This is a genomic window from Kitasatospora sp. NPDC001660 (genome assembly GCF_053596725.1).
In genome coordinates, this window is sequence record NZ_JBSFGU010000045.1 from 21568 (window position 1) to 44121 (window position 22554).

General features: G+C 72.5%; 27 protein-coding genes and 2 pseudogenes. 10 read left to right on the forward strand and 19 right to left on the reverse strand.

The window, feature by feature from the left end:
• Positions 1-236: 236 nt before the first annotated feature.
• From ACWCXH_RS32065 to ACWCXH_RS32075, 3 genes are all read right to left on the reverse strand, one after another.
• Positions 237-683, reverse strand: coding sequence for a GlcG/HbpS family heme-binding protein (locus ACWCXH_RS32065; RefSeq protein ID WP_449805008.1), 447 nt, complete (start codon positions 681-683; stop codon positions 237-239).
• 63 nt (positions 684-746) lie between these two features.
• Positions 747-1067 carry an NIPSNAP family protein gene (locus ACWCXH_RS32070; RefSeq protein WP_449805009.1) on the reverse strand — a complete coding sequence of 107 codons (321 nt, stop codon included), beginning with the start codon at positions 1065-1067 and terminating at the stop codon, positions 747-749.
• Positions 1068-1097: 30 nt separating this feature from the next.
• On the reverse strand, positions 1098-2066 hold the full coding sequence (locus ACWCXH_RS32075; protein WP_449805010.1) for an NADP-dependent oxidoreductase: 969 nt from the start codon (positions 2064-2066) through the stop codon (positions 1098-1100).
• Between the two features lie 140 nt (positions 2067-2206).
• Here ACWCXH_RS32075 and ACWCXH_RS32080 point away from each other — a divergent pair, with 140 nt between their 5' ends.
• Entirely contained in the window at positions 2207-2584 is a 378-nt protein-coding gene (locus ACWCXH_RS32080; RefSeq protein WP_449805011.1) for a winged helix-turn-helix transcriptional regulator, read from the forward strand.
• A gap of 110 nt (positions 2585-2694) precedes the next feature.
• Here ACWCXH_RS32080 and ACWCXH_RS32085 read toward each other — a convergent pair whose 3' ends face one another.
• The 3 genes from ACWCXH_RS32085 to ACWCXH_RS32095 form a co-directional block, all read right to left on the reverse strand.
• Positions 2695-2856, reverse strand: a complete 162-nt coding sequence (locus tag ACWCXH_RS32085; protein ID WP_449805012.1) for a hypothetical protein — start codon at positions 2854-2856, stop codon at positions 2695-2697.
• A gap of 20 nt (positions 2857-2876) precedes the next feature.
• Entirely contained in the window at positions 2877-3563 is a 687-nt protein-coding gene (locus ACWCXH_RS32090) for an HAD family hydrolase (RefSeq protein WP_449805013.1), read from the reverse strand.
• Between the two features lie 127 nt (positions 3564-3690).
• A complete protein-coding gene (locus ACWCXH_RS32095; RefSeq protein ID WP_449805014.1) occupies positions 3691-4104 on the reverse strand; it encodes a hypothetical protein in 414 nt (137 codons plus the stop codon).
• Positions 4105-4228: 124 nt separating this feature from the next.
• Between ACWCXH_RS32095 and ACWCXH_RS32100 the strand changes: the two genes are divergently transcribed.
• Both ACWCXH_RS32100 and ACWCXH_RS32105 read left to right on the forward strand, forming a co-directional pair.
• Complete coding sequence (locus ACWCXH_RS32100) at positions 4229-4957, forward strand: HemK2/MTQ2 family protein methyltransferase (RefSeq protein WP_449805015.1); 729 nt, start codon at positions 4229-4231, stop codon at positions 4955-4957.
• A gap of 61 nt (positions 4958-5018) precedes the next feature.
• The gene (locus ACWCXH_RS32105; RefSeq protein WP_449805044.1) at positions 5019-5204 is read left to right on the forward strand and encodes a CDGSH iron-sulfur domain-containing protein; all 186 of its coding nucleotides are present in this window, start codon (positions 5019-5021) and stop codon (positions 5202-5204) included.
• Here the strand turns inward: ACWCXH_RS32105 and ACWCXH_RS32110 are convergent.
• Positions 5172-6215, reverse strand: coding sequence for an iron-containing redox enzyme family protein (locus ACWCXH_RS32110; RefSeq protein ID WP_449805016.1), 1044 nt, complete (start codon positions 6213-6215; stop codon positions 5172-5174). The genes ACWCXH_RS32105 and ACWCXH_RS32110 overlap by 33 nt on opposite strands.
• Before the next feature lie 4 nt (positions 6216-6219).
• The gene (gene ddaH, locus ACWCXH_RS32115; RefSeq protein ID WP_449805017.1) at positions 6220-7071 is read right to left on the reverse strand and encodes a dimethylargininase; all 852 of its coding nucleotides are present in this window, start codon (positions 7069-7071) and stop codon (positions 6220-6222) included.
• 414 nt (positions 7072-7485) lie between these two features.
• On the opposite strand from ddaH, the gene ACWCXH_RS32120 reads away from it, so the two are divergent.
• From ACWCXH_RS32120 to ACWCXH_RS32130, 3 genes are all read left to right on the forward strand, one after another.
• Positions 7486-7761 (forward strand): isoamylase early set domain-containing protein, encoded by a 276-nt coding sequence (locus tag ACWCXH_RS32120; RefSeq protein ID WP_449805018.1) that lies wholly within the window; start codon positions 7486-7488, stop codon positions 7759-7761.
• A gap of 12 nt (positions 7762-7773) precedes the next feature.
• Positions 7774-8037: a hypothetical protein gene (locus ACWCXH_RS32125; RefSeq protein WP_449805019.1), complete on the forward strand. Its 264-nt coding sequence runs from the start codon at positions 7774-7776 to the stop codon at positions 8035-8037.
• A gap of 195 nt (positions 8038-8232) precedes the next feature.
• Positions 8233-8793, forward strand: a complete 561-nt coding sequence (locus ACWCXH_RS32130) for a hemerythrin domain-containing protein (protein ID WP_449805020.1) — start codon at positions 8233-8235, stop codon at positions 8791-8793.
• An 89-nt stretch (positions 8794-8882) separates the two neighbouring features.
• Here ACWCXH_RS32130 and ACWCXH_RS32135 read toward each other — a convergent pair whose 3' ends face one another.
• Together ACWCXH_RS32135 and ACWCXH_RS32140 are read right to left on the reverse strand one after the other, a co-directional pair.
• Entirely contained in the window at positions 8883-9179 is a 297-nt protein-coding gene (locus ACWCXH_RS32135) for a DUF6296 family protein (protein ID WP_449805021.1), read from the reverse strand.
• A complete protein-coding gene (locus tag ACWCXH_RS32140) occupies positions 9112-9516 on the reverse strand; it encodes an STAS domain-containing protein (RefSeq protein ID WP_449805022.1) in 405 nt (134 codons plus the stop codon). Before ACWCXH_RS32140 ends, ACWCXH_RS32135 begins: the two co-directional genes overlap by 68 nt.
• Before the next feature lie 268 nt (positions 9517-9784).
• Between ACWCXH_RS32140 and qcrB the strand changes: the two genes are divergently transcribed.
• Positions 9785-11491, forward strand: coding sequence for a cytochrome bc1 complex cytochrome b subunit (gene qcrB / locus ACWCXH_RS32145; protein WP_449805023.1), 1707 nt, complete (start codon positions 9785-9787; stop codon positions 11489-11491).
• Here the strand turns inward: qcrB and ctaF are convergent.
• Positions 11463-11852, reverse strand: a complete 390-nt coding sequence (gene ctaF / locus ACWCXH_RS32150) for an aa3-type cytochrome oxidase subunit IV (protein ID WP_449805024.1) — start codon at positions 11850-11852, stop codon at positions 11463-11465. The two genes, qcrB and ctaF, sit on opposite strands and share 29 nt — an antisense overlap.
• Positions 11849-13540: an aa3-type cytochrome oxidase subunit I gene (ctaD, locus tag ACWCXH_RS32155; protein WP_449805025.1), complete on the reverse strand. Its 1692-nt coding sequence runs from the start codon at positions 13538-13540 to the stop codon at positions 11849-11851. Before ctaD ends, ctaF begins: the two co-directional genes overlap by 4 nt.
• Before the next feature lie 301 nt (positions 13541-13841).
• On the opposite strand from ctaD, the gene ACWCXH_RS32160 reads away from it, so the two are divergent.
• A complete protein-coding gene (locus tag ACWCXH_RS32160; protein ID WP_449805026.1) occupies positions 13842-14063 on the forward strand; it encodes a hypothetical protein in 222 nt (73 codons plus the stop codon).
• Between the two features lie 137 nt (positions 14064-14200).
• Positions 14201-14457: pseudogene (locus ACWCXH_RS32165) on the forward strand (catalase); the annotation flags it as partial.
• 16 nt (positions 14458-14473) lie between these two features.
• Here the strand turns inward: ACWCXH_RS32165 and ACWCXH_RS32170 are convergent.
• The 3 genes from ACWCXH_RS32170 to ACWCXH_RS32180 form a co-directional block, all read right to left on the reverse strand.
• Positions 14474-15046, reverse strand: a complete 573-nt coding sequence (locus ACWCXH_RS32170) for a DJ-1/PfpI/YhbO family deglycase/protease (protein WP_449805027.1) — start codon at positions 15044-15046, stop codon at positions 14474-14476.
• Between the two features lie 166 nt (positions 15047-15212).
• A complete protein-coding gene (locus ACWCXH_RS32175; RefSeq protein WP_449805028.1) occupies positions 15213-15938 on the reverse strand; it encodes an ANTAR domain-containing protein in 726 nt (241 codons plus the stop codon).
• A 59-nt stretch (positions 15939-15997) separates the two neighbouring features.
• Complete coding sequence (locus tag ACWCXH_RS32180) at positions 15998-16723, reverse strand: ANTAR domain-containing protein (protein ID WP_449805029.1); 726 nt, start codon at positions 16721-16723, stop codon at positions 15998-16000.
• A gap of 213 nt (positions 16724-16936) precedes the next feature.
• On the opposite strand from ACWCXH_RS32180, the gene ACWCXH_RS32185 reads away from it, so the two are divergent.
• Complete coding sequence (locus ACWCXH_RS32185) at positions 16937-17836, forward strand: Rieske 2Fe-2S domain-containing protein (protein ID WP_449805030.1); 900 nt, start codon at positions 16937-16939, stop codon at positions 17834-17836.
• A gap of 336 nt (positions 17837-18172) precedes the next feature.
• On the opposite strand, the gene ACWCXH_RS32190 is transcribed toward ACWCXH_RS32185, so the two are convergent.
• The 4 genes and pseudogenes from ACWCXH_RS32190 to ACWCXH_RS32205 form a co-directional block, all read right to left on the reverse strand.
• Positions 18173-19810 carry a PP2C family protein-serine/threonine phosphatase gene (locus ACWCXH_RS32190; RefSeq protein ID WP_449805031.1) on the reverse strand — a complete coding sequence of 546 codons (1638 nt, stop codon included), beginning with the start codon at positions 19808-19810 and terminating at the stop codon, positions 18173-18175.
• Between the two features lie 40 nt (positions 19811-19850).
• A pseudogene (locus ACWCXH_RS32195) lies at positions 19851-20609 on the reverse strand (ANTAR domain-containing protein); the annotation flags it as partial.
• Positions 20602-20955, reverse strand: a complete 354-nt coding sequence (locus ACWCXH_RS32200; protein WP_449805032.1) for an STAS domain-containing protein — start codon at positions 20953-20955, stop codon at positions 20602-20604. The gene ACWCXH_RS32200 and the pseudogene ACWCXH_RS32195, both read right to left, overlap by 8 nt.
• A 633-nt stretch (positions 20956-21588) precedes the next feature.
• Complete coding sequence (locus ACWCXH_RS32205) at positions 21589-22518, reverse strand: SigB/SigF/SigG family RNA polymerase sigma factor (protein ID WP_449805033.1); 930 nt, start codon at positions 22516-22518, stop codon at positions 21589-21591.
• Positions 22519-22554 lie beyond the last annotated feature (36 nt).

A 22554-nucleotide genomic window follows, 5' to 3' on the forward strand; every position in this document is an offset into this window, starting at 1 on the left:
TCCACGGTCCGGCCGGGAGGCGGCGCGGACCGCCCGGTGCACCACCGTGCGTCGGGGGTCGGCTCCTCCGTCTGCGTACACTCACCGGCGGTCGTCGTCATGCCCTGCTTGAGGTTCATTCCGCCAGTCAACGGGGGGTGGCGTTGGACCCTCACCACCTGGGTGGCCGCTCCCGACTGACAGGAATGGCCGTCCCTGGGCGGCCCCGCCCCCGACGAGCGGTCCCCGACGGCCGGTCAGTTGGCGGGCAGCTCGAACCCGAGGGCGGTCAGCGCCTCCTCGGCGGCCTGCTGGTCCTGCTCGTAGCTGCCACCGGAGATGCCGAGCCCTCCGACGCAGCGGCCGTTGTCGATGATCGGGTAGCCGCCGCCGACGGCCATCAGGCGGGGGTGGCCGCCGAGCGGTGCGATGCGCGGGTCGGCCAGGTAGTCGTTCCACGCATGGGTCGGGGTGTGGAAGGAGGCAGCGGTCCAGGCCTTGTCGAGCGCGACTTCGGCGGTGAGGAACGGTGCGTCGTCGGCGCGGTCGAACGCCTTCAGGTGTCCGCCCTGGTCGGTGACGGCGACGGCGGCCGTGAAGCCGATCCGGGCGGCGGCCGCGCGTACCGCCGCGATGAGTGCGCCAGCGCCAGCCTGGCTGATCGTGGCGTTGGGGACGGACTTTTGGAGCGTGTCGGTGCTCATGAAGGTCTTCCTTGGACTCGGCGAATCTGGTGGTGCGGTGGCGGACGCGGCGTCCTGGCCGGGCTACCGCAGCGGTGAGGACGGGGTGGGGGTGACGCGGGTGACGACGGACTTCTCGGGGATCAGCAGGCCGTGGACCACCGGGCCGATCTCGTTCTTCCAGCGGTCGTGCTGGTAGACGGCCGCGTACAGGGCCTCGCTGTGGGCCTCGTCCTCGAACCGGCGGATCCACACATAGCCGTCCTCGTCCTGGGCGTCGACGAAGGAGGCGGTCACGTCCATGCCCAGCGAGGCCTGGAACGGGATGACCACGTCCTCCATGTAACGCACCCACTCGTCACGACGTCCGGGCTGCGCCTGGTAGCGGCGGATCTCGTAGTACATGCTGATGCTCCGAATTCCTTGCAGCGGTGATCAGTTGGCGACGGCGAGGACGAGCTTGCCGCGGGTGCGGCCGGCCTCTCCGCGGGCGTGGGCCGCGCCGGCCTGCTCCAGCGGGAAGGTCTCCTCCACCTCGACGGCGACCTCACCGGCGTCGATCAGCCCGGCGATCGCCGTCAGCGCCGGGCCGTCCGGCTCGACCAGGAACGGGGTCACCCGGACACCGGCCACCTCGGCTGCCTGCGCCAGCTCCGGGGAGACACCCTGCGGGACGGCGACCAGCAGGCCGCCCGGGCGCAGCACCTTCAGCGAGCGGGTGCTGGTGTTGTCGTGGGCGTCGCCGACCAGGTCGATGACGACGTCGACGTCCTTGGTGGCGTCCTCGAAGCGGGTGGCGGTGTAGTCGACGGCCTCGTCGGCGCCGAGTTCCTTGAGCCAGGGGTGGCGGGCGGCACTGGCGGTGGCGATCACGTGCGCGCCCAGGTGGCGGGCGAACTGGACCGCGAAGTGGCCGACCCCGCCGGCGGCGGCGGTGACCAGGACCCGCTGGCCGGGCTGCACGTGGGCGGTGTCGACGAGGGCCTGCCAGGCGGTCAGCGCCGCGAGCGGCACGGCGGCGGCGTGCACGTGGTCGAGAGTGGCGGGCTTGCGGGCCCACTGGCGGGCCGGGGCGGTCACGTACTCGGCGTAGGCGTTCGCGACGCGCGGGAACCACGGCATGCCGTACACCTCGTCGCCGACCTTCAGCGTGGTCACACCGAAGCCGACCTCCTCCACCACACCGGACACGTCCCAGCCCAGGGTGAACGGCGGCTCACCCAGCAGGCCGGCCATGCCCGTGCCGCCGCGGGTCTTCCAGTCCACCGGGTTGACCCCGGCCGCGTGCACCCGCACCAGCACCTCGGTGGGCAGCGGCACCGGGCGCGCCATCTCCTGGACCCGCAGCACCTCCGGGCCGCCGAAACCGTTCTGCACCACCGCACGCATCGACTCCGTGGACATGTGTCATCTCCTCAAACGCCGTTCTCAGGGAGGCCTTTGGCGGCCTCCCCCGTGACGTCGACGACGCTATCCCCGGGGGTATAGTTACCTGCAAGGTCTAGTCCTTCCCATTGGGAAGTAACCTGGTGAGAAGAGGGAGAATGACGACCACCTGCCCCAGCGGCCAGCACTCGCACCACGACGTCTACACCGCCCAGTGCCCCTGCCGCGCCCTGCTCGACCTGCTCGCGAACAAGTGGTCCGCCCTCGCCATCGGCGCCCTCGAAGAGGGGCCCCAGCGGTTCGGCGAACTCCAGCGCAAGCTCCAGGGCGTCAGTCCCAAGGTGCTCACCCAAACCCTGCGCCGCCTGGAGGACGTCGGCATCCTCGACCGCACCGTGTACCCCGCCGTACCGCTGCACGTCGAGTACGCACTCACCGACCTCGGCCGCAGCGCCGCCGTCCCGCTCAACCACCTGCGCAGCTGGGTCGAGGAGAACATCGACCACGCCTTCCGCGCTGAGCCGGCGATTCCGTGACCTCTTCAAACCAGACGGGCTTCAGGGGACAGATGCGGGCGAGATGGACAGTCGATCCTCTGGCCGGCGGAGGACGTTACGCATCGATCGGGCATAACATCTTCTAAAGGCTACGGGCCGCCTGAGGTGCCGCCACCGTCGGCGTCCCGCCCTCGTGCGCAGGCCCGCGCCGCCGTCTCGGCGCCTTCCTGGGTGGCCAGATCACCCGCAGCCCCGTACAGACCCAGGTCGGCGGTCGGATCGGAGAGCGGCGTGGAAACAGTGGTGGGCATGGCGCGGCGGGCTGCTGCGGCTACCCGGGGCCGGGTGCGTAGCGGGCCGGGTCCGCGAGCGCGCTGGCGTCCAGGCGGGCGAGGAGCTCGGCGACGCCAGCATGGACCTCGAGGGCGCCGGCCGCACGCAGGGCCCGCTCGCCGAAGCCGCCGGACAGCACCGCGATACACGGCACCTTCGCTTGCGCAGCGGCCTGCACGTCCCAGATGGTGTCGCCGACGAACAGCGCCTGCTCCGGTCTGACGCCGGCCTTGGCCAGCGCGGCATGGACGAGGTCGGGGGCGGGCTTGCTGGCATCCACATCGTCCGCACTGGTCGCCGCTTCAATCGCGTCGTCCGCGTCCAAGATCCGGCGCATCACCGCCAAGTCCCGGGCGGAGGCGGAGGAGGCGAGGACGATGGTCCAGCCGCGCCGCTTCAGCGTCCGCAGCAGGTCGCCGGCGCCGTCGAAGGCCCGCAGGCTGGGCCAGATCCGGGCGAACAGCGCCTGGTGCGCCGCGTCGATCGCCTCGTCCTCGCCGTGGTCGCGGTCCTCGCCGAGCAGGTGGTCCAGGAGCTGGTCACCGCCCATGCCGATCGCCCCGTGGATGCGCGCCATCGCCGGCGTGTGGCCGAACTGGGCGAGCGCCTCCGTCCAGGCGACGGTGTGCCAGTAGCTGGTGTCGAGCAGGGTCCCGTCGACATCGAACAACGCCGCCGCCGGCATCAACCGCCTCCGCTCTCTGGTAAGGCCTCGTTCGCCACTCCTCGACGCTACGGGCCGCCTGCGCCCACTGCACGGCCGCCACGCCCGCTTGCTGCCGCCGATCGGGAAACCCGCTCCGTATGACAGCTCACGCCGGTGCGCCGGCCCGGAAGAAGCCCAGGTCGAGTAGGCGGGCGGCGCAGGCCAGGACCCGCTCGGGCGGCAGGCCGCGCCGGGCCAGGTCGTGCTCGACGCGGCGGCGCAGTCGGGGCGGCCGGGGCGCGATGGCCGGCACCTGGGCGTGCTTGGCCGCCTCCTGCCGGGCGCGGAAGTCCAGGTGGCACAGGCACTGGCGCCGGCCGGCCACGTCCGTCCCGGTGGCCTGTAGGTGCCCGCGCGGATGCGGGCAGATCCAGACCTCGCGCCAGGCCGGCGGTATCACCAGAGCCCACACCCGCGCGAGGGTGTCCGGATCGCTGATCGCGGCGCCTGCCGCGTCGCGGTAGGCGAAGCCGCAACCGGGGCGATGCGGATCGCTGGTGACCAGCCGCGGCGCGGGCATGGAGCGCTCCTGGAACCGAGCGTCTGACCGGCACGGCGGCGGCGAAACAAGTCGCAGCCGTTTTCGCGGGGCGGCCAGGGGCAGACGCGGGTTCGAGGGGGACAGCGTTGGAAGGACTTGCCCGATGAGCGGCCCCTCAGGATTCACCACTCCCTGTCGGAAAGTGCCGACGACTGCGCCGACGCCGTCGCGCGCGCTGGACACCTCGCTGCGGCTGCCCGGCGTCTACCCCGCGCAGGGTGACACCGGGCTGCTGCTGGAGTGCCTGCTGCGCGAGCCGCTGGGCCCGGGTGTCGACCTGCTCGACCTCGGCACCGGCTGCGGTGCGTTGGCCGTCGCCGCAGCGCGACTCGGAGCGCGGGCCACGGCAGTGGACATCTCGTGGTGTGCGCTGGCCTGTGCCTGGCTCAACGCGCGGCGGCAGGGATGTCGGCTCCGGCTGCGCCACGGCGATCTGACCGCGCCGGTGGCGGACGAGCATTTCGACCTGGTGGTGAGCAATCCGCCGTACGTCCCGGTGAGGCGGGCGGCCGCGCCGCGGCACGGGATCGCCCGGGCCTGGGACGCCGGGCCGGACGGGCGGCTGCTGCTGGACCGCCTCTGTGCGCAGGCGCCGCACGTGCTGCGGCCGGGCGGCGTGCTGCTGGTGGTCCAGTCCGCGATCTCCGACGTCGCGGCGACACTGACCGCGCTGGCCCGAGCCGACGTGGTCGCACACGTGGTGGCCCGGCGGCGACAGCCGTTCGGCCCAGTGATGTCGGCCCGCGCGGGCTGGTTCGAGCGGTCCGGCCTGATCGCGCCCGGGCAGCGGGACGAGGAACTGGTGGTGGTCCGCGGTGTCCGGGCCAGCTGACCGCGAACCGCGCCGGGCTGACCGGGAGCCTCGCCGGGTGCGGGTGGTCGACGGCGGGCCGGTGCTGGTCGAGGGGCCGGTGGAGGTGCTGCTGCCAGACGGGTCGACGGTGCGGTGCGACCGCCCCGTGGTCGCGCTGTGCGCCTGTCGGCGCAGCCGGCAGTACCCGTTCTGTGACACCAGCCACCGCCGTCACCGGCCGTGCCGGCGGGCCTCAACGGGCGAGGGCTCGGCCGGTGCGCAGTGAGCTCCGCCCGGCCCGCCAGCAGCCGAGCAGGTGCTCGGTGAACCGGTCCTCGACGACCCCCGTCGCCGCGACGCCGAACGCGATGTCCGGTGCGAGTTCCGGCTCCTCGCGCAGCAGGGCGCCGATAACGTCGTGCCGGACCACCTGCTCGTGGACGGCATCGGCCTCCACGTGCTCGCGGTAGAACCGCGTGCCGGCCTCCCCCGCGCCGAGCCGCTCGAAGGCCGCCGCGAGCCGCGCCGAGCCCGGTGAGGAGCTGATCTCCACGGCCGCGAACTGCCCGACCAAGGCGCCGCGCAGGGCCCGGTGCAGGCCGAAGAGCGACATCAGGTTGACCACCGCCAGCGCCTGGGCGGGTGCGGCATCCAGGTAGCGGCCGTAGCTCGGGGCGAGGCCGAAGTCGGCCATCATCTCGGCGAACAGGCGGGCGTGCGCGCGCTCCGCCCGGCCTGCGCCGTACTCGTCGAACTCGACGGCAAGGAAGGCTGCTTGGGCTGCGCCGTGCAGGCGCGGGATGACCCACGCCTGCGGGTCGGCCTCCTTGAGGTGGTAGAGCGAGCGCAGTGCCAGGTACTCGCGGGCCTGCCAGCGCTCGCCCTCGGCGAGCAGGAAGTGCGAGGGGCCGCTGCCGTCGCGGGGCTCGGTCAGCAGCCGGTCGAGCAGGACGTCGAGTGGTTCGGCCGGCTCGGTGGCGGTGCGCAGCGCGGCGAGCCAGTCACATTCCAGCCTATGGCGCAGTCCCAGCAGTTCGAGGTCCCACTCCCACTCGGGCGGCACGCCGCGAAAGCCGCGGTAGTGCAGCTCGTAGCAGAGCTGGAGCGCGAGCTGGACGTCCTCGCCCCAGGTGTCGGTCCGCTCGCCGTCCGGAAGGTCGGGCAGCCGGCCCGCCCCCGGCGGCCCGGAGCGCAGCAGCGCGCACACGGCGGCGGAGTGGGGGCCGCGCGGCGGGGGCAGCGGCGGTGCACCGGACCCGGGCACGACCTCGGTGGCGGCTGCGGGTGGTGTGGGCATGGTTTCAGCTCCTTGCAGGAATGCCGCCGTGCAGGTCGAGGGTGCAGCACTTGGCGCCGCCACCAGCCTTGTGGAACTCCGACACGTCCACGCCGATCGGTCGGAAACCGCGTGCCGACAGCAGGCCGGCGAGCCGGTCCGCGGTGCGCGGGAGCAGCACGTTCCGGCCGTCCGACACGGCGTTGAGTGCGAAGGACTCGGCCTCCGCCGCCGTGGCCAGCAGCGCGGTCGGGAACAGTCGGCGCAGCACGGTTCGCGCCTCGCGGTCGAAGGCGTCGGGGTAGTACATGACCTCGGTGTCGTCCAGCACCGTGAGGGCGGTGTCGAGGTGGTAGAACCGGGGGTCCACCAGGCGCAGGGTCACCACGGGTCGCCCGAACAGCGTGCGGGCCTCGGCGTGGGCGGCCGGCTCGGTACGGAAGCCGGTGCCCGCGAGCAGCAGGCGGCCGGCCGTCAGCAGGTCGCCCTGTCCCTCGCTGACCCGGGTGGCGAAGCCCAGGCCGGTGAACGGCCGGGCGGCGAACCAGCGGTGGAACGCGACGGACTCGGGTGAGCGCTGCGGGTGCCGGAATCGGGCGACCAGCACCCGCCCGTCCACAACCGCGGCCGCGTTCGCCGTGAACACCATGTCGGGCAACCCGGGCACCGGCTCGACCAGCTCGACGGTGTGCCCGAGCGAGTGGTACAGCGCCCGCAGCCGCCCCCACTGGTGCAGCGCCCGTCCCGGGTCCACCGCCCGACCGGGGTCCATCCACGGGTTGATGGCGTAGTCGACGGTGAAGTAGGTCGGTCGGCACATCAGGAACCGGTGGCGGCGGGCCGAGCGGGTCGGTGTACGGGTCACGGGTTTCTCCATCGTCGGGCGTCCCGGCCCGGCGGGCCGGGAGCCCGGTTCGTCGGGCGCTTGCCCTGGTCGCCCCTCGGCAAACGCGTACGCGACCTGCTCGCGGGGCGCGGCAGGGCCGGGGACCCGGCAATTCCGCAGAAGCCAGCGCGCTAACCCGTGCACGCCGGCGGATCGTCCGTGTCGTGCGGCCCACCCGGTCGCCGGGGCGGCATTCGCGCGCTCCGGGGAACTGCTGCCCGTCCCGCGGCCACCGTCCCGCGAGAGGCGAGCCGAGCATGAACGCCCCGTCGGCTGAGGCCGCGCCCGGGGCCGAACGGGCGACCCGATGGCTGTCGATGTCGTGCGGCTTCCGGCTACTGGCCAGCCGGGACAGCAGGATCAGCACGCACGCTACTCATCCGCCCGAGAAGGAGCTGTTCGCCCGTGTTGGAGCGCACCCGACGCAAGAACGCCACCGAAGTAACCTTCCTGCTGCCGGCCGACCACCCGCACGGGCAGGTGAGTGTCGTCGGGGACTTCAATGACTGGACCCCCGGCGCCCACCCCTTGGCTCCCCGCAAAGACGGCATGCGCTCGGTGAGTGTCACGCTCCCCACCGAGAGCCGCATCCACTTCCGCTACCTTGCCGAGGACGGTCTGTGGTTCGACGACTTGGAGGCGGACGGCCACGACGGGACCAACGGCTACCTGCACACCTGAACGGGCCAAGCGATGGCCGACAGCGACCTTCCCCTCAGCCACGACGCCTTCTATCTGCGCGAGACGGCCCGCATGTTCGGCTGGGACGTCACCTGCCAGGACGACGGCCTGACGATGTCGCTGCGCGACTGGACGGTGCACGCGATCCTGTCGCACGACCGCGGGTTCCGCTACGCACGAGCCGCCGGCCCCGGCAGCACGGACGTGGAACTGACCCTGCGGGAGGTCCTCGACATCCTCGAGGAGTACGGAAGCCCAACGTCCACCGAGCCGTAGCAGCACACCGGCTCACCAGTCGCTCGGCCCTTCAGGTGCCGGCCAACGCGGGCAGACCCGGCCCCGTCGGCCGGCACCCGCCGCGTCGGCTCCGATCGGGTGACGCCCCTCGCCGCGCCGGGCCCCGGCCGGCCCGCGCGGGAATCCCTGCGGGCCGAGGCGGGAAACACCCGCCCGCGCACGGATGGAGCCAGCATGGGACACGGCGGAAACGTGATCGACGAGCTGATGGCCGACCACCGCGAGGTCGAGGAGATGTTCGCCCGCATCCAGGCGATGACGGGCGGCGACCAGCAGCTGCGGGACGCCGTCGACGAGATCACCATCGAGCTGGTGCGGCACTCCGTCGCCGAGGAACAGTACCTGTACCCGGCGGTCCGCGAGCACATCGAAGGCGGCGACCGCCTCGCCGACAAGGAGACCGCCGACCACGGCCGCATCGAGAACCTCCTCAAGCAACTGGAGAACACCCGCACCGACGACCCGCACATGAACCCCCTGCTGCAGCAGCTCATGGACGAAGTCGCCGCCCACGTCCAGGACGAGGAGAACAACCTCTTCCCCATGCTGCGCCACGCCTGCACCCCGCAGCAGCTCGACGACCTGGGCGACAAGATCCGCCGGGCGAAGTCCATGGCGCCCACCCGCCCGCACCCCTCCGCGCCGGCCAGCCCCGCGGCCAGCAAGCTCCTCGCGCCCGGCGTCGGCCTGGTCGACCGGGCCCGCGACTTCGTCACCGGCCGCGGCAAGTCCTGACCCGACTCCGGTGGCGGACCCCGGACCCCGGGGCCCGCCACCGGGGAATGACAGGCGTCACGCCGCCGCCCGAACACGCCCCGCCTACGCTAGTCCGCCACCAGCGGAGGACCTCGGCTCCGCACCACAGCTCGCGCACCCCACCCCTTCTTGGCGCACCGAGCACATCCCCCGAGGAACCGCAGCCGTGCCCAACGCGGAACGCGTGACTGTGCGGCCGACACGACGGCGTGGACGATGACAACTTCCGGGGGTGCGTGCCCGCCCGGGTTGCCAGGCAGGGTGACCGCGTACCGCTCAGGCACGTCCACGGCCGTCTCACCCGGATCCGGCGCCAGCGTCGCCGAGAGCGGCGCGCACGCTGTCGCAGACGGTGAAGAGCTCATCAGTGCCGGTGATCTCCAGCAGCCGCCGCGCCTGCGCAGTGGGGGCAGCCAACAGCAGGTCCACGTCAGCGGCCTGGGCGGCCAGGCGGGCGCCGAGCAGGACGTTCAGGCAGTTCGAGTCGCAGAAGCCCAGGCCGGCGAGGTCGACGACCAGCCGGGACGGCCGTAGGGTCACCGCGCGAACGAGGGCAGCCTCCAGGCGTCGGCGCTGGTCCCGGTCGACCTCCCCGTCAAGGCGCACGACCACGCCCCGGCCGGGCACGGTGAACGCGGAGATCCGCAGAAGCGGAGCTACGGTGCCGGGATTCCTGGAGCGGAAGGTGTGCCGGGTGGACATTGAGCTGGCCCTCCTTGCGCGAGGGAAGCCGTCCGCCTTCGAGCCTGCCCCTCCCGGCCGCCCGGCGCCACCCCCGCCCGCACTTCATGGCTGGTATCTGGCGGCGTGGTGGTCGCATCGCGGAGGTCGAACGAGCCGGCCTGGCCCGGCACGCACCCACTGGCCGGGGATATCCGCCTACTCCGTTGGAGTGTTCCACCACTTCCCAGCGGCGGAGCCGCAGCGCTAGGCCACCCCGCACGCGGCGGGTCGCACTAGGTTGCCTCGCGTGGAGCCAACCGAGTCACCCGAGATCACGAGCAAACCCCCGGCACGAGAGCGTGCCGCCACCGTCCTGGACAAGCGCCTACCGGTCATGGAGGGGGGCCGGGAGTTCCTGCGCAAGGTGTTCCCGGACCACTGGTCGTTCCTGCTGGGCGAGCTCGCGCTGTACAGCTTCGTCATCCTGCTGCTGACGGGCGTCTACCTGACGCTCTTCTTCCAGCCGAGCATGAATGAGATCGTCTACGACGGCTCCTACCTGCCGCTGCGCGGCGTACGGCTCTCCGAGGCCTACACGTCGACGCTGCGCATCAGCTTCGACGTACGCGGCGGTCTGCTGATCCGACAGATCCACCACTGGTCGGCGCTGCTGTTCACCTCGGCGATCGGCGTCCACCTGCTGCGGGTGTTCTTCACCGGCGCCTTCCGCCGCCCGCGCGAGCTCAACTGGGTCATCGGGGTGACGCTGTTCACCCTCGCCCTGCTCGAAGGGTTCTCCGGCTACTCGCTGCCGGACGACACCCTCTCGGGCACCGGGCTGCGGATCGCCGAGGGCGTCCTGCTGTCGTTGCCGCTGGTCGGTACCTACCTCACGTTCTTCGCGTTCGGTGGCGAGTTCCCCGGGCACGCGATCATCCCCCGGCTGTTCACCGTGCACATCCTCCTCGTGCCCGGTCTGCTGCTCGCGCTGATCGGGGCGCACCTGACCCTCGTCGTCGTGCTGAAGCACACGCACTGGGCCGGGCCCGGGCGCACCAACCGGAACGTGGTCGGCATGCCCTTCTTCCCGCAGTTCCTCTCCCGGAGCACCGGCCTGATGTTCACGGTGGGCGGCGTCATGACGCTGTCGGCCGTCGTCGCGGAGATCAACCCGATCTGGCGCTACGGCGCCTACCGGCCCGACGTCGCCGGGGCCGGCGCCCAGCCCGACTGGTACATCGGCTTCATCGAGGGCGCGCTGCGGATGATGCCCGCGGTGGAGACCCGCGTGTTCGGGCACACGCTGTCCTGGAACGTCCTCCTCCCCGCGGTGGTACTGCCCGGGCTGATGTTCGCGCTCCTGTACGCCTACCCCTTCGCCGAACGGTGGCTCGACCCCCGGCCGGGCGAGCACCACCTGTGCGACCGGCCGCGCAACAAGCCCACCCGCACAGCGCTGGGGGTCGCCGGGATCACGTTCTACGCGGTGCTGCTCATCGCAGGCGGCAACGACGTGATCGCGTTCGAGTTCGGCGTGTCCGTCAACGCGCTCACCAACGTGCTGCGCGCCTCCCTGATCGTCCTGCCGGTCGTGGCGTTCATGCTCACCCGGCGGCTGTGCCTGGCCCTCCAGGCCAGGGACCGCTCCCGGCTCCTGGACGGCGACGAGACCGGCCGGATCGACCAGTCCCTCGACGGCGGTTTCGAGGGCCACCGCCGGCGCGTCCGGCCAGGCGAGCGCGAGGTCATGCTGGTGCGCGACGCGCCGGACCCGCTGCCGGCCCTGGAGGGGGCACCGCGACGGGAGCGGGCGCGGGCCGCCGCGAGCTCCTGGTTCTACCGCGACCGGGTCGAACTGCCCGCCTCCGAACGGGAGTCGGAGCGGGTCGCGGCCATCCTTACCGCCCCGGAGCACCCCTGCACCTCGGCCGAACGGACGCCCCGGCCGGCCCCGGCCGGCCCCGTGCGCCGGCTGCTGCGCAGGCTCACGCGCCGTCGCGGTACTGGAAGATGAACCCGAACACGGCGAGCGCGAGCATCACGGCACCGACGACGACCAGCCACAGGGCGAACACCACCCCGAGGGCGAACACCGTCACGCTCACGGCCGCGAGCACCGGGTAGCCGCTGCGGGCCGGGAAGAACCCGATCGGGCCCGCGGTCTCGGCGATCTCGGCGTTCTTGCGGTCCTGTGGCCGTCCGTGGCCCCGCCGCTGGTGCTGGATGAACCAGAAGAGGGCGATCAGCGCCGACATCAGGCACCCCACTGTCAGGATCGCCTTGCCCGCGGGCTCCCGGGCCCAGAGTCCGTACACGAGTCCGGTCACGGCGAAGAACGCCGCCATGATGGAGAACAGCCATCCTTCGGCCTTCATCGCGCGCTCCCGCTCTTCCCCGCGTCGCCGGACGATCGGTTGCCGCTCTCCTCTGCCGGGACCTCCGGATGGTGCAGGTCGAAGGCCGGTGATTCGGAGCGGATGCGCGGGAGCACGTGGAAGTTGTGCTTGGGCGGCGGACAGGACGTAGCCCACTCCAGGGACCGCCCCCAGCCCCACGGATCGTCCCGGTCGACCTTGCGGCCGCGCCGGGTGGTGATCCAGACGTTGTAGAAGAACGGCAGGTTGGAGATCCCGAGCATGAACGCGCCGCACGAGGCCAGCACGTTGAGCGCGGTGAAGCCGTCCACGTCCAGGTACGTCGCGTAGCGCCGGGGCATGCCCTGGGCGCCCAGCCAGTGCATGACCAGGAAGGTGACCTGGAACCCCACGAACAGGATCCAGAAGTGCACCTTCCCGATCCGCTCGTCGAGCATCTTCCCGGTCAGCTTCGGCCACCAGAAGTAGAAACCCCCGAAGGTCGCGAACACGACGGTGCCGAACAGGACGTAGTGGAGGTGTGCCACGACGAAGTAGCTGTCGGTGACGTGGAAGTCGATCGGCGGCGCGGCGAGCAGCACCCCGCTCAACCCGCCGAACAGGAACGTCACCAGGAACCCGATCGACCAGAGCATCGGCGTCTCGAAGGACAGCGAGCCGTTCCACATCGTCCCGATCCAGTTGAAGAACTTCACCCCGGTGGGTACCGCGATGAGGAACGACATCATGGAGAAGAACGGCAGCAGCACCTGGCCGGTGGCGAACATGTGGTGCGCCCAGACGGACATCGACAGCGAGGTGATGGCGATCGTCGCGCCGATCATCCCGTAGTAGCCGAACACCGGTTTCCGGCTGAACACCGGGATGATCTCGGTGACGATGCCGAAGAACGGCACCGCGACGATGTAGACCTCCGGGTGCCCGAAGAACCAGAAGAGGTGCTGCCACAGGAGCGCGCCGCCGTTGGCCGCGTCGAAGACGTGCGCGCCGAACTTCCGGTCCGCCTCCAGCAGCAACAGGGCCGCTGTCAGCACCGGGAAGGCCAGCAGCACCATGATCGACGTGAACAGCACGTTCCACGTGAAGACGGGCATCCGGAACAGCGTCATGCCGGGCGCCCGCAGGCAGGTGATCGTGGTGATGAAGTTGACCGAGCCGAGGATTGTGCCGAGGCCCGCCACGACCAGGCCCAGCGCCCACAGTTCGCCGCCAGTGCCAGGTGAGAACACCGGCCCGTTCAGCGGCGCGTACGCGAACCAGCCGAACGCGGGCGCCCCCGTCGAGGTGAGGAAGCCGCTCAGGACCAGCAGACCGCCCAGCAGGAACGCCCAGTAGGTGAAGGCGTTCAGCCGGGGGAACGCGACGTCGGGCGCCCCGATCTGCAGCGGCATGATCGCATTGGCGAACCCGGCGAAGGTGGGGGTCGCGAACAGCAGCAGCATGATCGTGCCGTGCATGGTGAACATCTGGTTGTAGCGCTGGTGCGAGAGGAATCCGATGTCCGGCCCCATCAGCTGGGCGCGCATCAGCAGCGCCATCACCCCGCCGACCAGGAAGAAGCCGAAGGCCGTGACCAGGTAGAGATTCCCGATGACCTTGTGGTCCGTGGTGAACAGCCAGCGCAGCACGGTGCTGCCCTGGTGGAGCCGGGCCCCGACGCGGCGCGGCGCGGTGGTCGGAGCAGTCATGGAACCTCCGCAGCGGGACGGGTGACGTCCGCGGGGACGGGCGGGCTTCGCACGCCACCGGCGACCCTAGCGGCGGGCGGCGGCCCGCCCGGCTTGCCACGCTGCACGCCCTTCGACCGGCCCACTCACCGGTGACGCGGGACGGCCCTCCGGCCGACTGGCGCCGCTGGTCCCGCTGCCCGTTCCTCAGCTGCTGAGCAAACGGTCGAAGAAGACGCGATCCGACTGCTGATCGACCGCGCGGCTCGACGAACCCCTGCCGGTCGCCGAGCGCCACCACGCGACCGACACACTGCTCGTCGTGCTCCGCACCCACCTGAGCGGCGCGGAAGACCAGCTCTCCCCGCCCTGCGGCTCCGTGGCCCGGCCGAGGAACTGCGGCGCTGCTCGAGGCGCGTGCGCGAGCCCCTCCGACGACTTCACCCCGGCCCGTGGGGGCCTTCCTCCCGGCGCCGGCGCCATCGCCGCCGTCCGGGGCCACCTCACCGTCCACGGCTCGTCTGAGCAGCGGTACTCGCCCTGACCGGAAAGCCCGTGGGCCGTTTGGCACCGGGCATGGCGGCAACCCGCAGGAGCACGGCCTACCTTGGAGAACCCGTACCGACCGTCCCGCAGCCCCGCCCTGGCAGCGACCGCCAGGACCGGACCGGTCCGTGGCTGTTCACCCGCGCCGACTTCTTCCAGGGGCCGGCACCCGCACGCCCGTCTTCGTCCGCTTCTCGACCGTACAGGGGCCGCGCGGCTCCGCTGATACCGTGCGCGACGTACTTCGCCGTCAAGTTCTACATTCGGCACGGCAATTACGATCTGGTCGGCGACAACATGCCGGTGCTCTTCATCCAGGACGCTGCGACGTTCCCGGACTTCGTCCACGCGTGAAGCCTGAGCCGCCGAACGAGATACCCACCGACGCCTCCCGGACCCGGTGGAGTCTCAGTGCCGGCCGACGGCCGCAGCCCGCACCTTCAGAGCGGCGTCGATCCCCCGCAGGAACTGTTCGAGGTCCTCGGGCTTGCGCGAGGTCACGAGGCGCCAACCGTTCGCGTCGTCCGTGACGAGCGCGGCGTCCGTCCAGCTCGCGCCGGCGTTGGCGAGGTCGGTGCGCAGCGACGGGAAGGAGGTGACCTCCTTGCCGTACGCCACACCGGCCTCGGCGAGCAGCCACGGGCCGTGGCAGATGGCGGCGACGGGGCGGCCGGAGGTGGTGAAGGCCAGGATGATGTCGACGACCTCCTGGCGCATCCGGAGGCTGTCGGCATTGAGCGTGCCACCAGGTATGAGCAGCAGGTCGTAGTCGGTGGGGTCCACCTCGTCGAGGGTGTGGGTCGGGCTCACCGTCTCGCCGGGTTCCTTGTCCCGGACGAGGGTGCGGATGTCGTCCCGGGTGGGGGCGGCGATGTCGACGTGGACGCCGCCATCGCGCAGATGACGGACGGGGACGAGGAGTTCGTCCTGTTCGACACCGTAGTTGTTCACGATCGCGAGGACCTTGGTGTGGTGGTTCACGGCTTCCTCCTTCGGGCGGGAATCGCGTGCGGATCGGGTCGTCGTCGGCCGTGCCCACGCCTGCGGGTATCCGGTTTACGCACGGCCATGCCCGGTTGCCGGAGCCCGGTCCGGGTAGCGCCGGCCCGGCGGACCGCCGCGTCGAGGTCCATGTGCCGCGCGGCCGTCAGCCGGCCAGCACCGCGGCCGGGTCCAGACGGCCCGCGACGAGGGCACGGGCCACGTCGGCCACACCGGTGCCACTTCGGCGGGCGTGGGCACGGAGCACCTCGAAGGCGGTGTCCATGTCGAGGCCGCCGGCCTCGGCGAGCACGCCCTTCGCCCGTTCGACGGCGGCGCGGTCCACCAGCGCGGCGCTGATCTCCTCCGCGGCGGCCTGTTCCCGCCCGTACCTCCGCTGGAGCAGGGCGATCACAGCGAGGTCGGCGAGCGGCTGCACGACGTCCGGGCCGTCCTGGCCGGATTCGACCCCGGGGCGGACGTCGAAGACGTTGAGCGCGCCCACGACCCGGCCGCCCAGGCGCAGCGGCACCGCGCGTACCGAGCGGAAACCGAGATCGAGCGCCTGCCGCGTGAACTGCGGCCAGCGTGCCCGGGCCTGCCGGAGGTCCCGTTCGATGACCTGCTCGCCGGTGCGGTGGCAGTCCAGGCAGGGCCCCTCGCCGACAGCGATCTGCAGCGCCTCCAGCCAGCGGACCCGGTCGTTGGAGTAGGCGATGTCGCGCAGCCCGCCGCGGCGGTCCGCGACCACGAGACCGGTGCCGGCCGTGCCGCTGAGCGCCGTGCAGACCTCGGTGAGCCGGTGCAGGAACTCGACGGTGTCGTAGCCGGGCCCGATCAGCGTCCCGGTGAGCCCGGCGAACGCCTCGTTCACGCGGGCCTCGCGCGTCATGACCGTCTCCACTTCCCTTCGGGGCAAGGCTACGCCCGCGCCCCGTCGTCGGTCATCCGTCATCGGTCCTCCTCGGTGAACCGCAGCCGCCGCTCCACGACCTCGTGCGCCACCTCGTCGATCTCCCGGTCTTGGGTGAACGCGTGGGCGCGCAGCCGGTCGAGGGCCTCGTCGGCGGACACCCCCAGCTGCACCGTGATCATGCCGACCGCCTGGTCCACCTCGACGCCGTTGAGCGGCGGGTCGTCCAGCCACGGCTGGACCGGCACCTCGCCGGACGGCGACATGAAGGAACCGACGATCGCGAGGGTCACGCTGGTCGCGGCGACCTGGATGTCGGAGATCTCCTCGGAACCCGGCAGGCCCGGGTCGGAGCGGTACAGGCTCAGCACGCCGATGCCGGAGGAACCCAGGTGCAGCGGTGAGACGTAGACGCCGCGCAGACCCTGGTCGCGCGCGGTCGAGGCGAGGTCCGCCACCAGCACCGGCCAGCGCACCTCGTCCGGCGCGAGCAGGTCGGCGACCGTCACGGGCCGCCGTTCGCGGAAGGCGTCCACGCCAGGGCCCTCGCCGAGGCTGAACTGCCGTTCCTCCAGCCGCCGGGCCCTTCCATCGCTTGCCCAGACGCCGGCACGGTGGCCGGTGTCGGCCATCAGCGTGATGGAGGCGGCTTCGACGGCCAGGGCCTCGACGCAGGCCCCGCAGAGCCGCTCGGGCAAGGAGGGTCGGCCCGGGCCGTTGACGGCCTCAGCCATGATCTGCGCGATCCGCGTCAGATCGGCCATCTCCGCGCCTCGTTTTTCCTTCGGCCTCGCCGTCAGCGCGCGGGGGCCGACTGTCGTCGGTGGTCACACCAGTTCGCGCCGCAGCGTGATCACCGCAGTATGGGTGCCAGGGTTGCAAGCACGCCTGTCCCGCGCCTTGCGGGTACCCGGATCGGCGCTCGGCACACGCCCGGCACGGGGTTTGACCGCGCGGAACCCGGCAAGCCGCCGGGCATGGACGCACACCTGTATGCCTCAGCCCTGCCCATCGACCGGTGGTCCCGCCGACTGCGCCGCGCACTCGACGCTCCGGCGCACTGGGAGGTCCTCGACCTGCCGGCCGGGCCGCTCGCCGACGCCGTGGAATCCCTTCCGCTCGGACCGTACCGCGACGCCCTGCACGGCGTGTGGCTCGGCCATCCGCTGCACCCGGTGCTGGTCCAGGTGCCGATCGGCTGCTGGACTTCGGCCGGACTGCTGGACTTTCTCCCGGGCGCGCACCGCTCGGCCGACGCCATGGTCGCGGTCGGGCTGCTGGGCGCCGTCCCGGCGGCGCTGTCCGGCTGGGTGGACTGGGCGCGGCTCGACCCGCCACGCCGCCGCACCGGCCTGGTGCACGCGCTCGCCAACACCGCCGGCGTGCTGCTGTACACCGGATCGCTGCTGGCCCGCTGCCGCGGCCACCGGGCTCGTGGGCGGCTGCTCGGTCTGGCCGGGCTCACCGCCGTCTCTGCAGGCGGCACGCTCGGCGGACACCTGGCCTACGGACAGGCCGCCGGCCCCAACCGGGCTGCCGCCGTACCCCGACTGGTGCCCGCGGGCTGGGTCGCCCTCGGCCCGGTCGACGACTTCCCGCCGGGCGAACCCGTCAGACGGATGGCGGATGGCTTTCCCGTGGTCGTCGTCCGGGACGGCGAGCGCTGCCACGTGCTCGCGGAGCGCTGCTCGCACCTCTCCGGTCCCCTCGCCGAGGGCACGGTGACCGACGGCTGCCTGCGCTGCCCGTGGCACGGCAGCGAGTTCCGCCTTCGCGACGGCGAGGTCGCGTGCGGCCCGGCCACCGCACCACAGCCCGTGTTCGAGACCCGGGTGCTTTCCGGGCACCTGGAGGTGCGACTGCCCGGCGCCGGCTGACCCGCCGTCACCGTTTCGCCCGCGTGGCCGGGGGCGGCCGCCCGGCGAACGAGCTGCTGGAGGAGGCATGACCGCCATCGTCCCCGATCTCCCGACCGACCGTACCGCACCAAAGCAGTACGAGCGCCGACACCGTCCGGGGCCGCACCCCTTGCATGACCTCCCAGGCTCGGCCGCGCTGTCTGAACACGAGCCCGTTCACCAGGGCGTCGAGCCCCCAGTCGCGCCGCAGCTCGCGCCCGATCGCGGCCGGTGCTTCCCGTTCCCGCCCTTGTCCTGCCTCCTCGCACGGCCGTCCCCCGGTCCGCCGGTGCGGCTTCCCCGTCAGGGCGCGGACTAACGCGCGGCTTGGAGCCGGACGGCGAGGAGGCAGCTGCCGTCCGCCGGTTTGGGGCCGCCGAGGCGGGCTGCGATGTGATCGAGACAGTCCGCGAGATCGGGTGCGGCGCACTCCGCGGCGGCGCGAAGGAGGCGGTCGGGGCGGCCGGTGCCGGCTTCACAGCGGTTGAGCAGGCCGTCGGTCCAGAGCAGCACGGTGTCGCCGGGCCGCAGCGGCTGGACGGTGTCGCGGTAGCGGGCATCGGCGAGCGCTCCGAGGACGGTGCCGGTGGGACCGTTGGCGAGGTCCGCGACCGCCCTGCGCACGACGGCCGGGGGCGCGTGACCGGCCGCGCTCCAGATGAGCGTGCGGGCAGCCGGGTCGAGCAGGCCGCACAGCACGCTGACGATCCGCAGGCTGCCGTGGTGGCAGAGCACGGTATTGAGGCGGCCCAGCACGCCGGCCGGACTCAGGCCCGCGTAGCAGAGCCCGCGCAGGGCGTACCGCAGCTCGGACATTCCCGCGGCGGCCATCAGGCCGTGCCCGCTGACGTCGCCGACCGCGAGCAGGACCGGGCCACCGGGCAGGGCGGCCAGGTCGTACCAGTCGCCGCCCACCCGGCGGTGGTCCCCGGCGGGCAGGTAGCGGGCGGCATGGTCGAGGCCGGCGATCGGCGGCTTCGGCTCGTCCGGGGCGGCCATCATCGCGTTCTGCAGGGCCCGGGTAGCGCGGTGTTCGGCGGTGGTCCGGCGCTGCTGCTCGGCGAGCCTGGTCCGGGCTCCAGCCAGGGCCTGCTCGGTGCGGTGCTGTCGGGTCACGTCCTGGAGGACGCCCCGCACGTCGCGCACCCGACCGGTGTCGGGATCGGTGACGGCCTCCGCGCTGATCCGCACCGCCCGCCCACCCGCCCCGGCCGGCCCGACGACGACGTCCACGGGGCCCGGGTGTCGCCCGCCCAGCAGCACCCCGGCGAGCGCCCGCACGGCGGCGCGGTCGGGCGGACGCACGCACGCCAGTACCTCGACCGCGGTGACCTGACCGGGCCGCCCGGGGTCTAGGCCAAGCAACCGCCGGGCCTCCTTCGACAGCTCCAGGCCCGGCGATCCCCGCGACCACGCGAAACTGCCGACGCCGGCCAGCCGCTGGGTGTCACCAATCCCCGCCGCGAGCTCGGCGGCACCGTCCCGGGGGCGCCAGGTGAGGAGCAGGCCGTCGAGGAACGGCACCGCGCGCACGGTGAGGACCGCCCCGGGTCCCGCACCCGTGAAATCGCCGGCCCGGCCCTCGTAGCGGACGCCGGTCCCGGCGACGTCGAGGATCCGGGCGAAGACGCCGGTAGCAACGAGCCCGGGGAGGATCTCGGTCAGGCGCCGCCCGACCATCGGGGCGGGGCCGGCCGCCGCGTTCGCGTACCTGACGCGCAGGTCGGTGACCGCCCCCTCGCCGCTGCCCTCGCGGACCACCGACAGCACGAGGACGGGTTCGAACATCGCGTCCAGCACGCCGCGGAACCAGTACTCGCCGCCCGGCACCACCAGGCCCGGCTCCCCGCCGCCGGCCGCGGCGACCCGCAGCAGGTGCCCCGCCACCAGGCCGGCCAGCGCGTCGACGTACCGGGTGGCCGCGCGGGCCCTGGGGCGGGCCGTCCCAGCCAAGGCTCATCGCCCCGACCGTGCGGTCCCCGCTGCGCAGCGGCACGGCACAGGCCGTCCGGCCAGGGACGATCCGGCCGGTCTCCGGCGACCCGCCGCCGGCGTCGTCCGCGTCGAACTCCCAGACGATGCCGCCGCCCTGAGCGGCGGTGACCAGCGGCACCCCGGTCTCGGGCGGGATGCGCCGCCACTGGCTGACCCGGCGCGGCTCCACCCCGTGGCTGCCGATCAGCGCGAAGGCGCCGTCGGGCTCCAGCAGGCCGAGGACGACGGCGACGACGCCGAGCGGCGCCGTGGCCACCTCGTGCACCAGCCGCGCCAGCTCCTCCGTCGTCTCCGCGCCGGCCAGCGCGGAGACGGCCAGGTGGTAGCGGGCGGCCAGGCCGGGCACCGGAGCGAGAGGGGTGGCACCCGGCGGCGCGGGCACCGGCGGCGCGGAAACGGGTGCTGCCACGAGCACGGGCGAGTGCCGCCCGGGCCGGACGAACTCGTCGACGGCCTCCTGGAGCGACTCATCCCCGGCGAGGTCCGTGATCGGTGCAGCGAGGCCTACCAGCCCGGCGGCGATGTCCGCGACCCTGCGGTTGGTGTCCTGCGACATCCGCACCAGGTGGCCGAAGGCTTCGTCCGGCGTGCAGCCCAGTCGCTCGGTGAGCATGCCCTTCGCCTGCTCGATCACGCCCCGGGTGCGCATCGCCCGGCGCAGCCCCTCCGCCTCGGCGCGCAGCCGGTCCACCGCCGCCAGCAGCACCGTCGCGTCGTCGGCCCGGGCGACTTCTGCGGGGATCCGGTGCTCAGCCACAGGCCGCCGCCACGTCCGGGTAGAGCGGCAGCACCGCTTCCACCCCGCTCAGCTCCACGACGTCCCGCACCCGCGGCACCGCGCCGGCCAGCAGGATCACGCCGTGTCCCTCCCACACCCGGCGGGCGGCGCCAAGCAGGGCGTTGAGCCCGGTGGAGTCGGCGAAGCCGACGGCGGTCAGGTCCACCACGAGCCAGGGCGCGCCGTCGTCGATTAGTACGTCGAATAGTACGTCGAACTGTTTCCGCAGCTCGGGAGCCGCGAAGTCGTCGAGGTTCCCGAAGCGCGGAACGACCGTCCAGCCGTTGACCTCGGAGAAGTCCATCATCCGGATCACCTTCGCCACCTGAGTCCTCTTCCAGGCTAGAGCCTGCCGTCACGCCGTACGGACCGGCCGGCGGGCAGACGCCTCGCGCGGGCCCGTTACGGTGCAGGATCCGCGCGCCCGCCACGCGGAGGAGGACGGCATGAACCCGGTCGAACCCGCCCTGCGCTTGGTGGACGGTGTTCGGCAACGGTCTGTCCCGGCTGGACAACGGTGTGTCCCGGATTCACTGGTGGGCCCTCTACAACGGCCTGCAGTGGACCGAGGAGTGCACGGACTGGGGCGACCTCGGACTACTCTCCTCCGGAGAGTGCCCAGCTGGCTGGACCGGCCCCCAGCCCTGCGAACCGCCCGCTGGAACGCCGTTCACGCCGTTCCACACGCTGAAGCTGCTGAACACCGCGCTCCGGGGCGGCGACGCGCTCGCGGTGTCGCGCGGCAGCAGCGCCCTCGACGCGCACGCGGTCCGGCGGCCCGACGGCGCCCTGGCCGTGGTCGTGATCAACAAGGACCCCGGAGCACGCCCGGCCCTTCCGCCTCGACGTGCCCGTCAACTACCGTGTCCGGCACACGGCCGGTCGGCACCAGGGCGACCTTGCGGCCAGCTTCCCGTACAGCGTCCCGGAGTTGGTCGCGGTCCATGGTGGAACCGGATCAGTGCGGCGGGCCGTCCGGCGGCTCGTCCGACCAGCCCGGGGCGTCGTGGTCCTCCAACTTCTCGCGCAGCCGGGCCAGGATGGCGCTGAGCAGCCGGGAGACGTGCATCTGGGAGACGCCGATGCGGTCGGCGATCTCGGACTGGGTGCGGCCGTCCCAGAAGCGGAGTTCGAGGATCGTCTGCTCGCGCTCGGGGAGTTCCGCGAGCAGCGGGCGGACGGCGGTGCGGAAGTCGGCGAGTTCGATGCCCGGATCGCAGGCACCGAGGCGGTCGAGCAGCGCGCTGCCGGTCTCGTCGGCGTCCTGGTCGCGCAGCGCGTCCAGGGAGTTGGGCCGGCAGACCCGGCCCGCGACCAGTCCCTCGGTGGCCTCCTCGACGGTCAGGTGCAGGTCCTTCGCGATCTCCTCGGGCCGCGGGAGGCGGCCGAGCTCCTGTTCCAGCCGGTCGGAGCCGCGCACGACGCTCAGGTACAGCTCCTGCGTGCTGCGCGGCACGCGCACCGGCCACGAGGTGTCGCGGAAGAACCGTTTGATCTCTCCGGCGATGGTGGGGATGGCATAGGTGACGAACTCGACGCCGCGGTGCGGGTCGTAGCCGTCGACGGCCTTGATCAGGCCGATCGTGCCGACCTGGAGGATGTCGTCCATGTCCTCGGCGCGGTGGCGGAAGCGGGCCGCGATGAACCGGACCAGCGGCATGTTCAGCTCGATGATCGTGCCACGGACGTAGCTGTAGGCGTGCGTCTCGCGGGCGAGCCCGGCCAGGCGCTCGAACAGCGCGTCGCTGAGTTCACGGGCCTCGGACTTGCCCATCACCCGCAGTTCCGCCGCGGTATACCGGGGCGGCAGGTCGGGCGGCGGCGGGCCGGACGGCGCCGTGGCACTCGTCTGGTCGGCAGGGTGCGGTGTCTCAAGGGGGATGGACACTTGCTTCTCCTGGGCATCAGGGTGAACGCCCCGCGC

Excerpts from the sequence above, each read along its gene's own strand:
- ACWCXH_RS32065 (WP_449805008.1), bottom strand. The coding sequence starts at position 683 with ATGAGCACCGACACGCTCCAAAAGTCCGTCCCCAACGCCACGATCAGC.
- ACWCXH_RS32070 (WP_449805009.1), bottom strand. The coding sequence starts at position 1,067 with ATGTACTACGAGATCCGCCGCTACCAGGCGCAGCCCGGACGTCGTGAC.
- ACWCXH_RS32075 (WP_449805010.1), bottom strand. The coding sequence starts at position 2,066 with ATGTCCACGGAGTCGATGCGTGCGGTGGTGCAGAACGGTTTCGGCGGC.
- ACWCXH_RS32080 (WP_449805011.1), top strand. The coding sequence starts at position 2,207 with ATGACGACCACCTGCCCCAGCGGCCAGCACTCGCACCACGACGTCTAC.
- ACWCXH_RS32085 (WP_449805012.1), bottom strand. The coding sequence starts at position 2,856 with ATGCCCACCACTGTTTCCACGCCGCTCTCCGATCCGACCGCCGACCTG.
- ACWCXH_RS32090 (WP_449805013.1), bottom strand. The coding sequence starts at position 3,563 with ATGCCGGCGGCGGCGTTGTTCGATGTCGACGGGACCCTGCTCGACACC.
- ACWCXH_RS32095 (WP_449805014.1), bottom strand. The coding sequence starts at position 4,104 with ATGCCCGCGCCGCGGCTGGTCACCAGCGATCCGCATCGCCCCGGTTGC.
- ACWCXH_RS32100 (WP_449805015.1), top strand. The coding sequence starts at position 4,229 with ATGAGCGGCCCCTCAGGATTCACCACTCCCTGTCGGAAAGTGCCGACG.
- ACWCXH_RS32110 (WP_449805016.1), bottom strand. The coding sequence starts at position 6,215 with ATGCCCACACCACCCGCAGCCGCCACCGAGGTCGTGCCCGGGTCCGGT.
- ddaH (WP_449805017.1), bottom strand. The coding sequence starts at position 7,071 with ATGGAGAAACCCGTGACCCGTACACCGACCCGCTCGGCCCGCCGCCAC.
- ACWCXH_RS32125 (WP_449805019.1), top strand. The coding sequence starts at position 7,774 with ATGGCCGACAGCGACCTTCCCCTCAGCCACGACGCCTTCTATCTGCGC.
- ACWCXH_RS32130 (WP_449805020.1), top strand. The coding sequence starts at position 8,233 with ATGGGACACGGCGGAAACGTGATCGACGAGCTGATGGCCGACCACCGC.
- ACWCXH_RS32135 (WP_449805021.1), bottom strand. The coding sequence starts at position 9,179 with ATGAGCTCTTCACCGTCTGCGACAGCGTGCGCGCCGCTCTCGGCGACG.
- ACWCXH_RS32140 (WP_449805022.1), bottom strand. The coding sequence starts at position 9,516 with ATGTCCACCCGGCACACCTTCCGCTCCAGGAATCCCGGCACCGTAGCT.
- ctaF (WP_449805024.1), bottom strand. The coding sequence starts at position 11,852 with ATGAAGGCCGAAGGATGGCTGTTCTCCATCATGGCGGCGTTCTTCGCC.
- ctaD (WP_449805025.1), bottom strand. The coding sequence starts at position 13,540 with ATGACTGCTCCGACCACCGCGCCGCGCCGCGTCGGGGCCCGGCTCCAC.
- ACWCXH_RS32175 (WP_449805028.1), bottom strand. The coding sequence starts at position 15,938 with ATGACGCGCGAGGCCCGCGTGAACGAGGCGTTCGCCGGGCTCACCGGG.
- ACWCXH_RS32180 (WP_449805029.1), bottom strand. The coding sequence starts at position 16,723 with ATGGCCGATCTGACGCGGATCGCGCAGATCATGGCTGAGGCCGTCAAC.
- ACWCXH_RS32185 (WP_449805030.1), top strand. The coding sequence starts at position 16,937 with ATGGACGCACACCTGTATGCCTCAGCCCTGCCCATCGACCGGTGGTCC.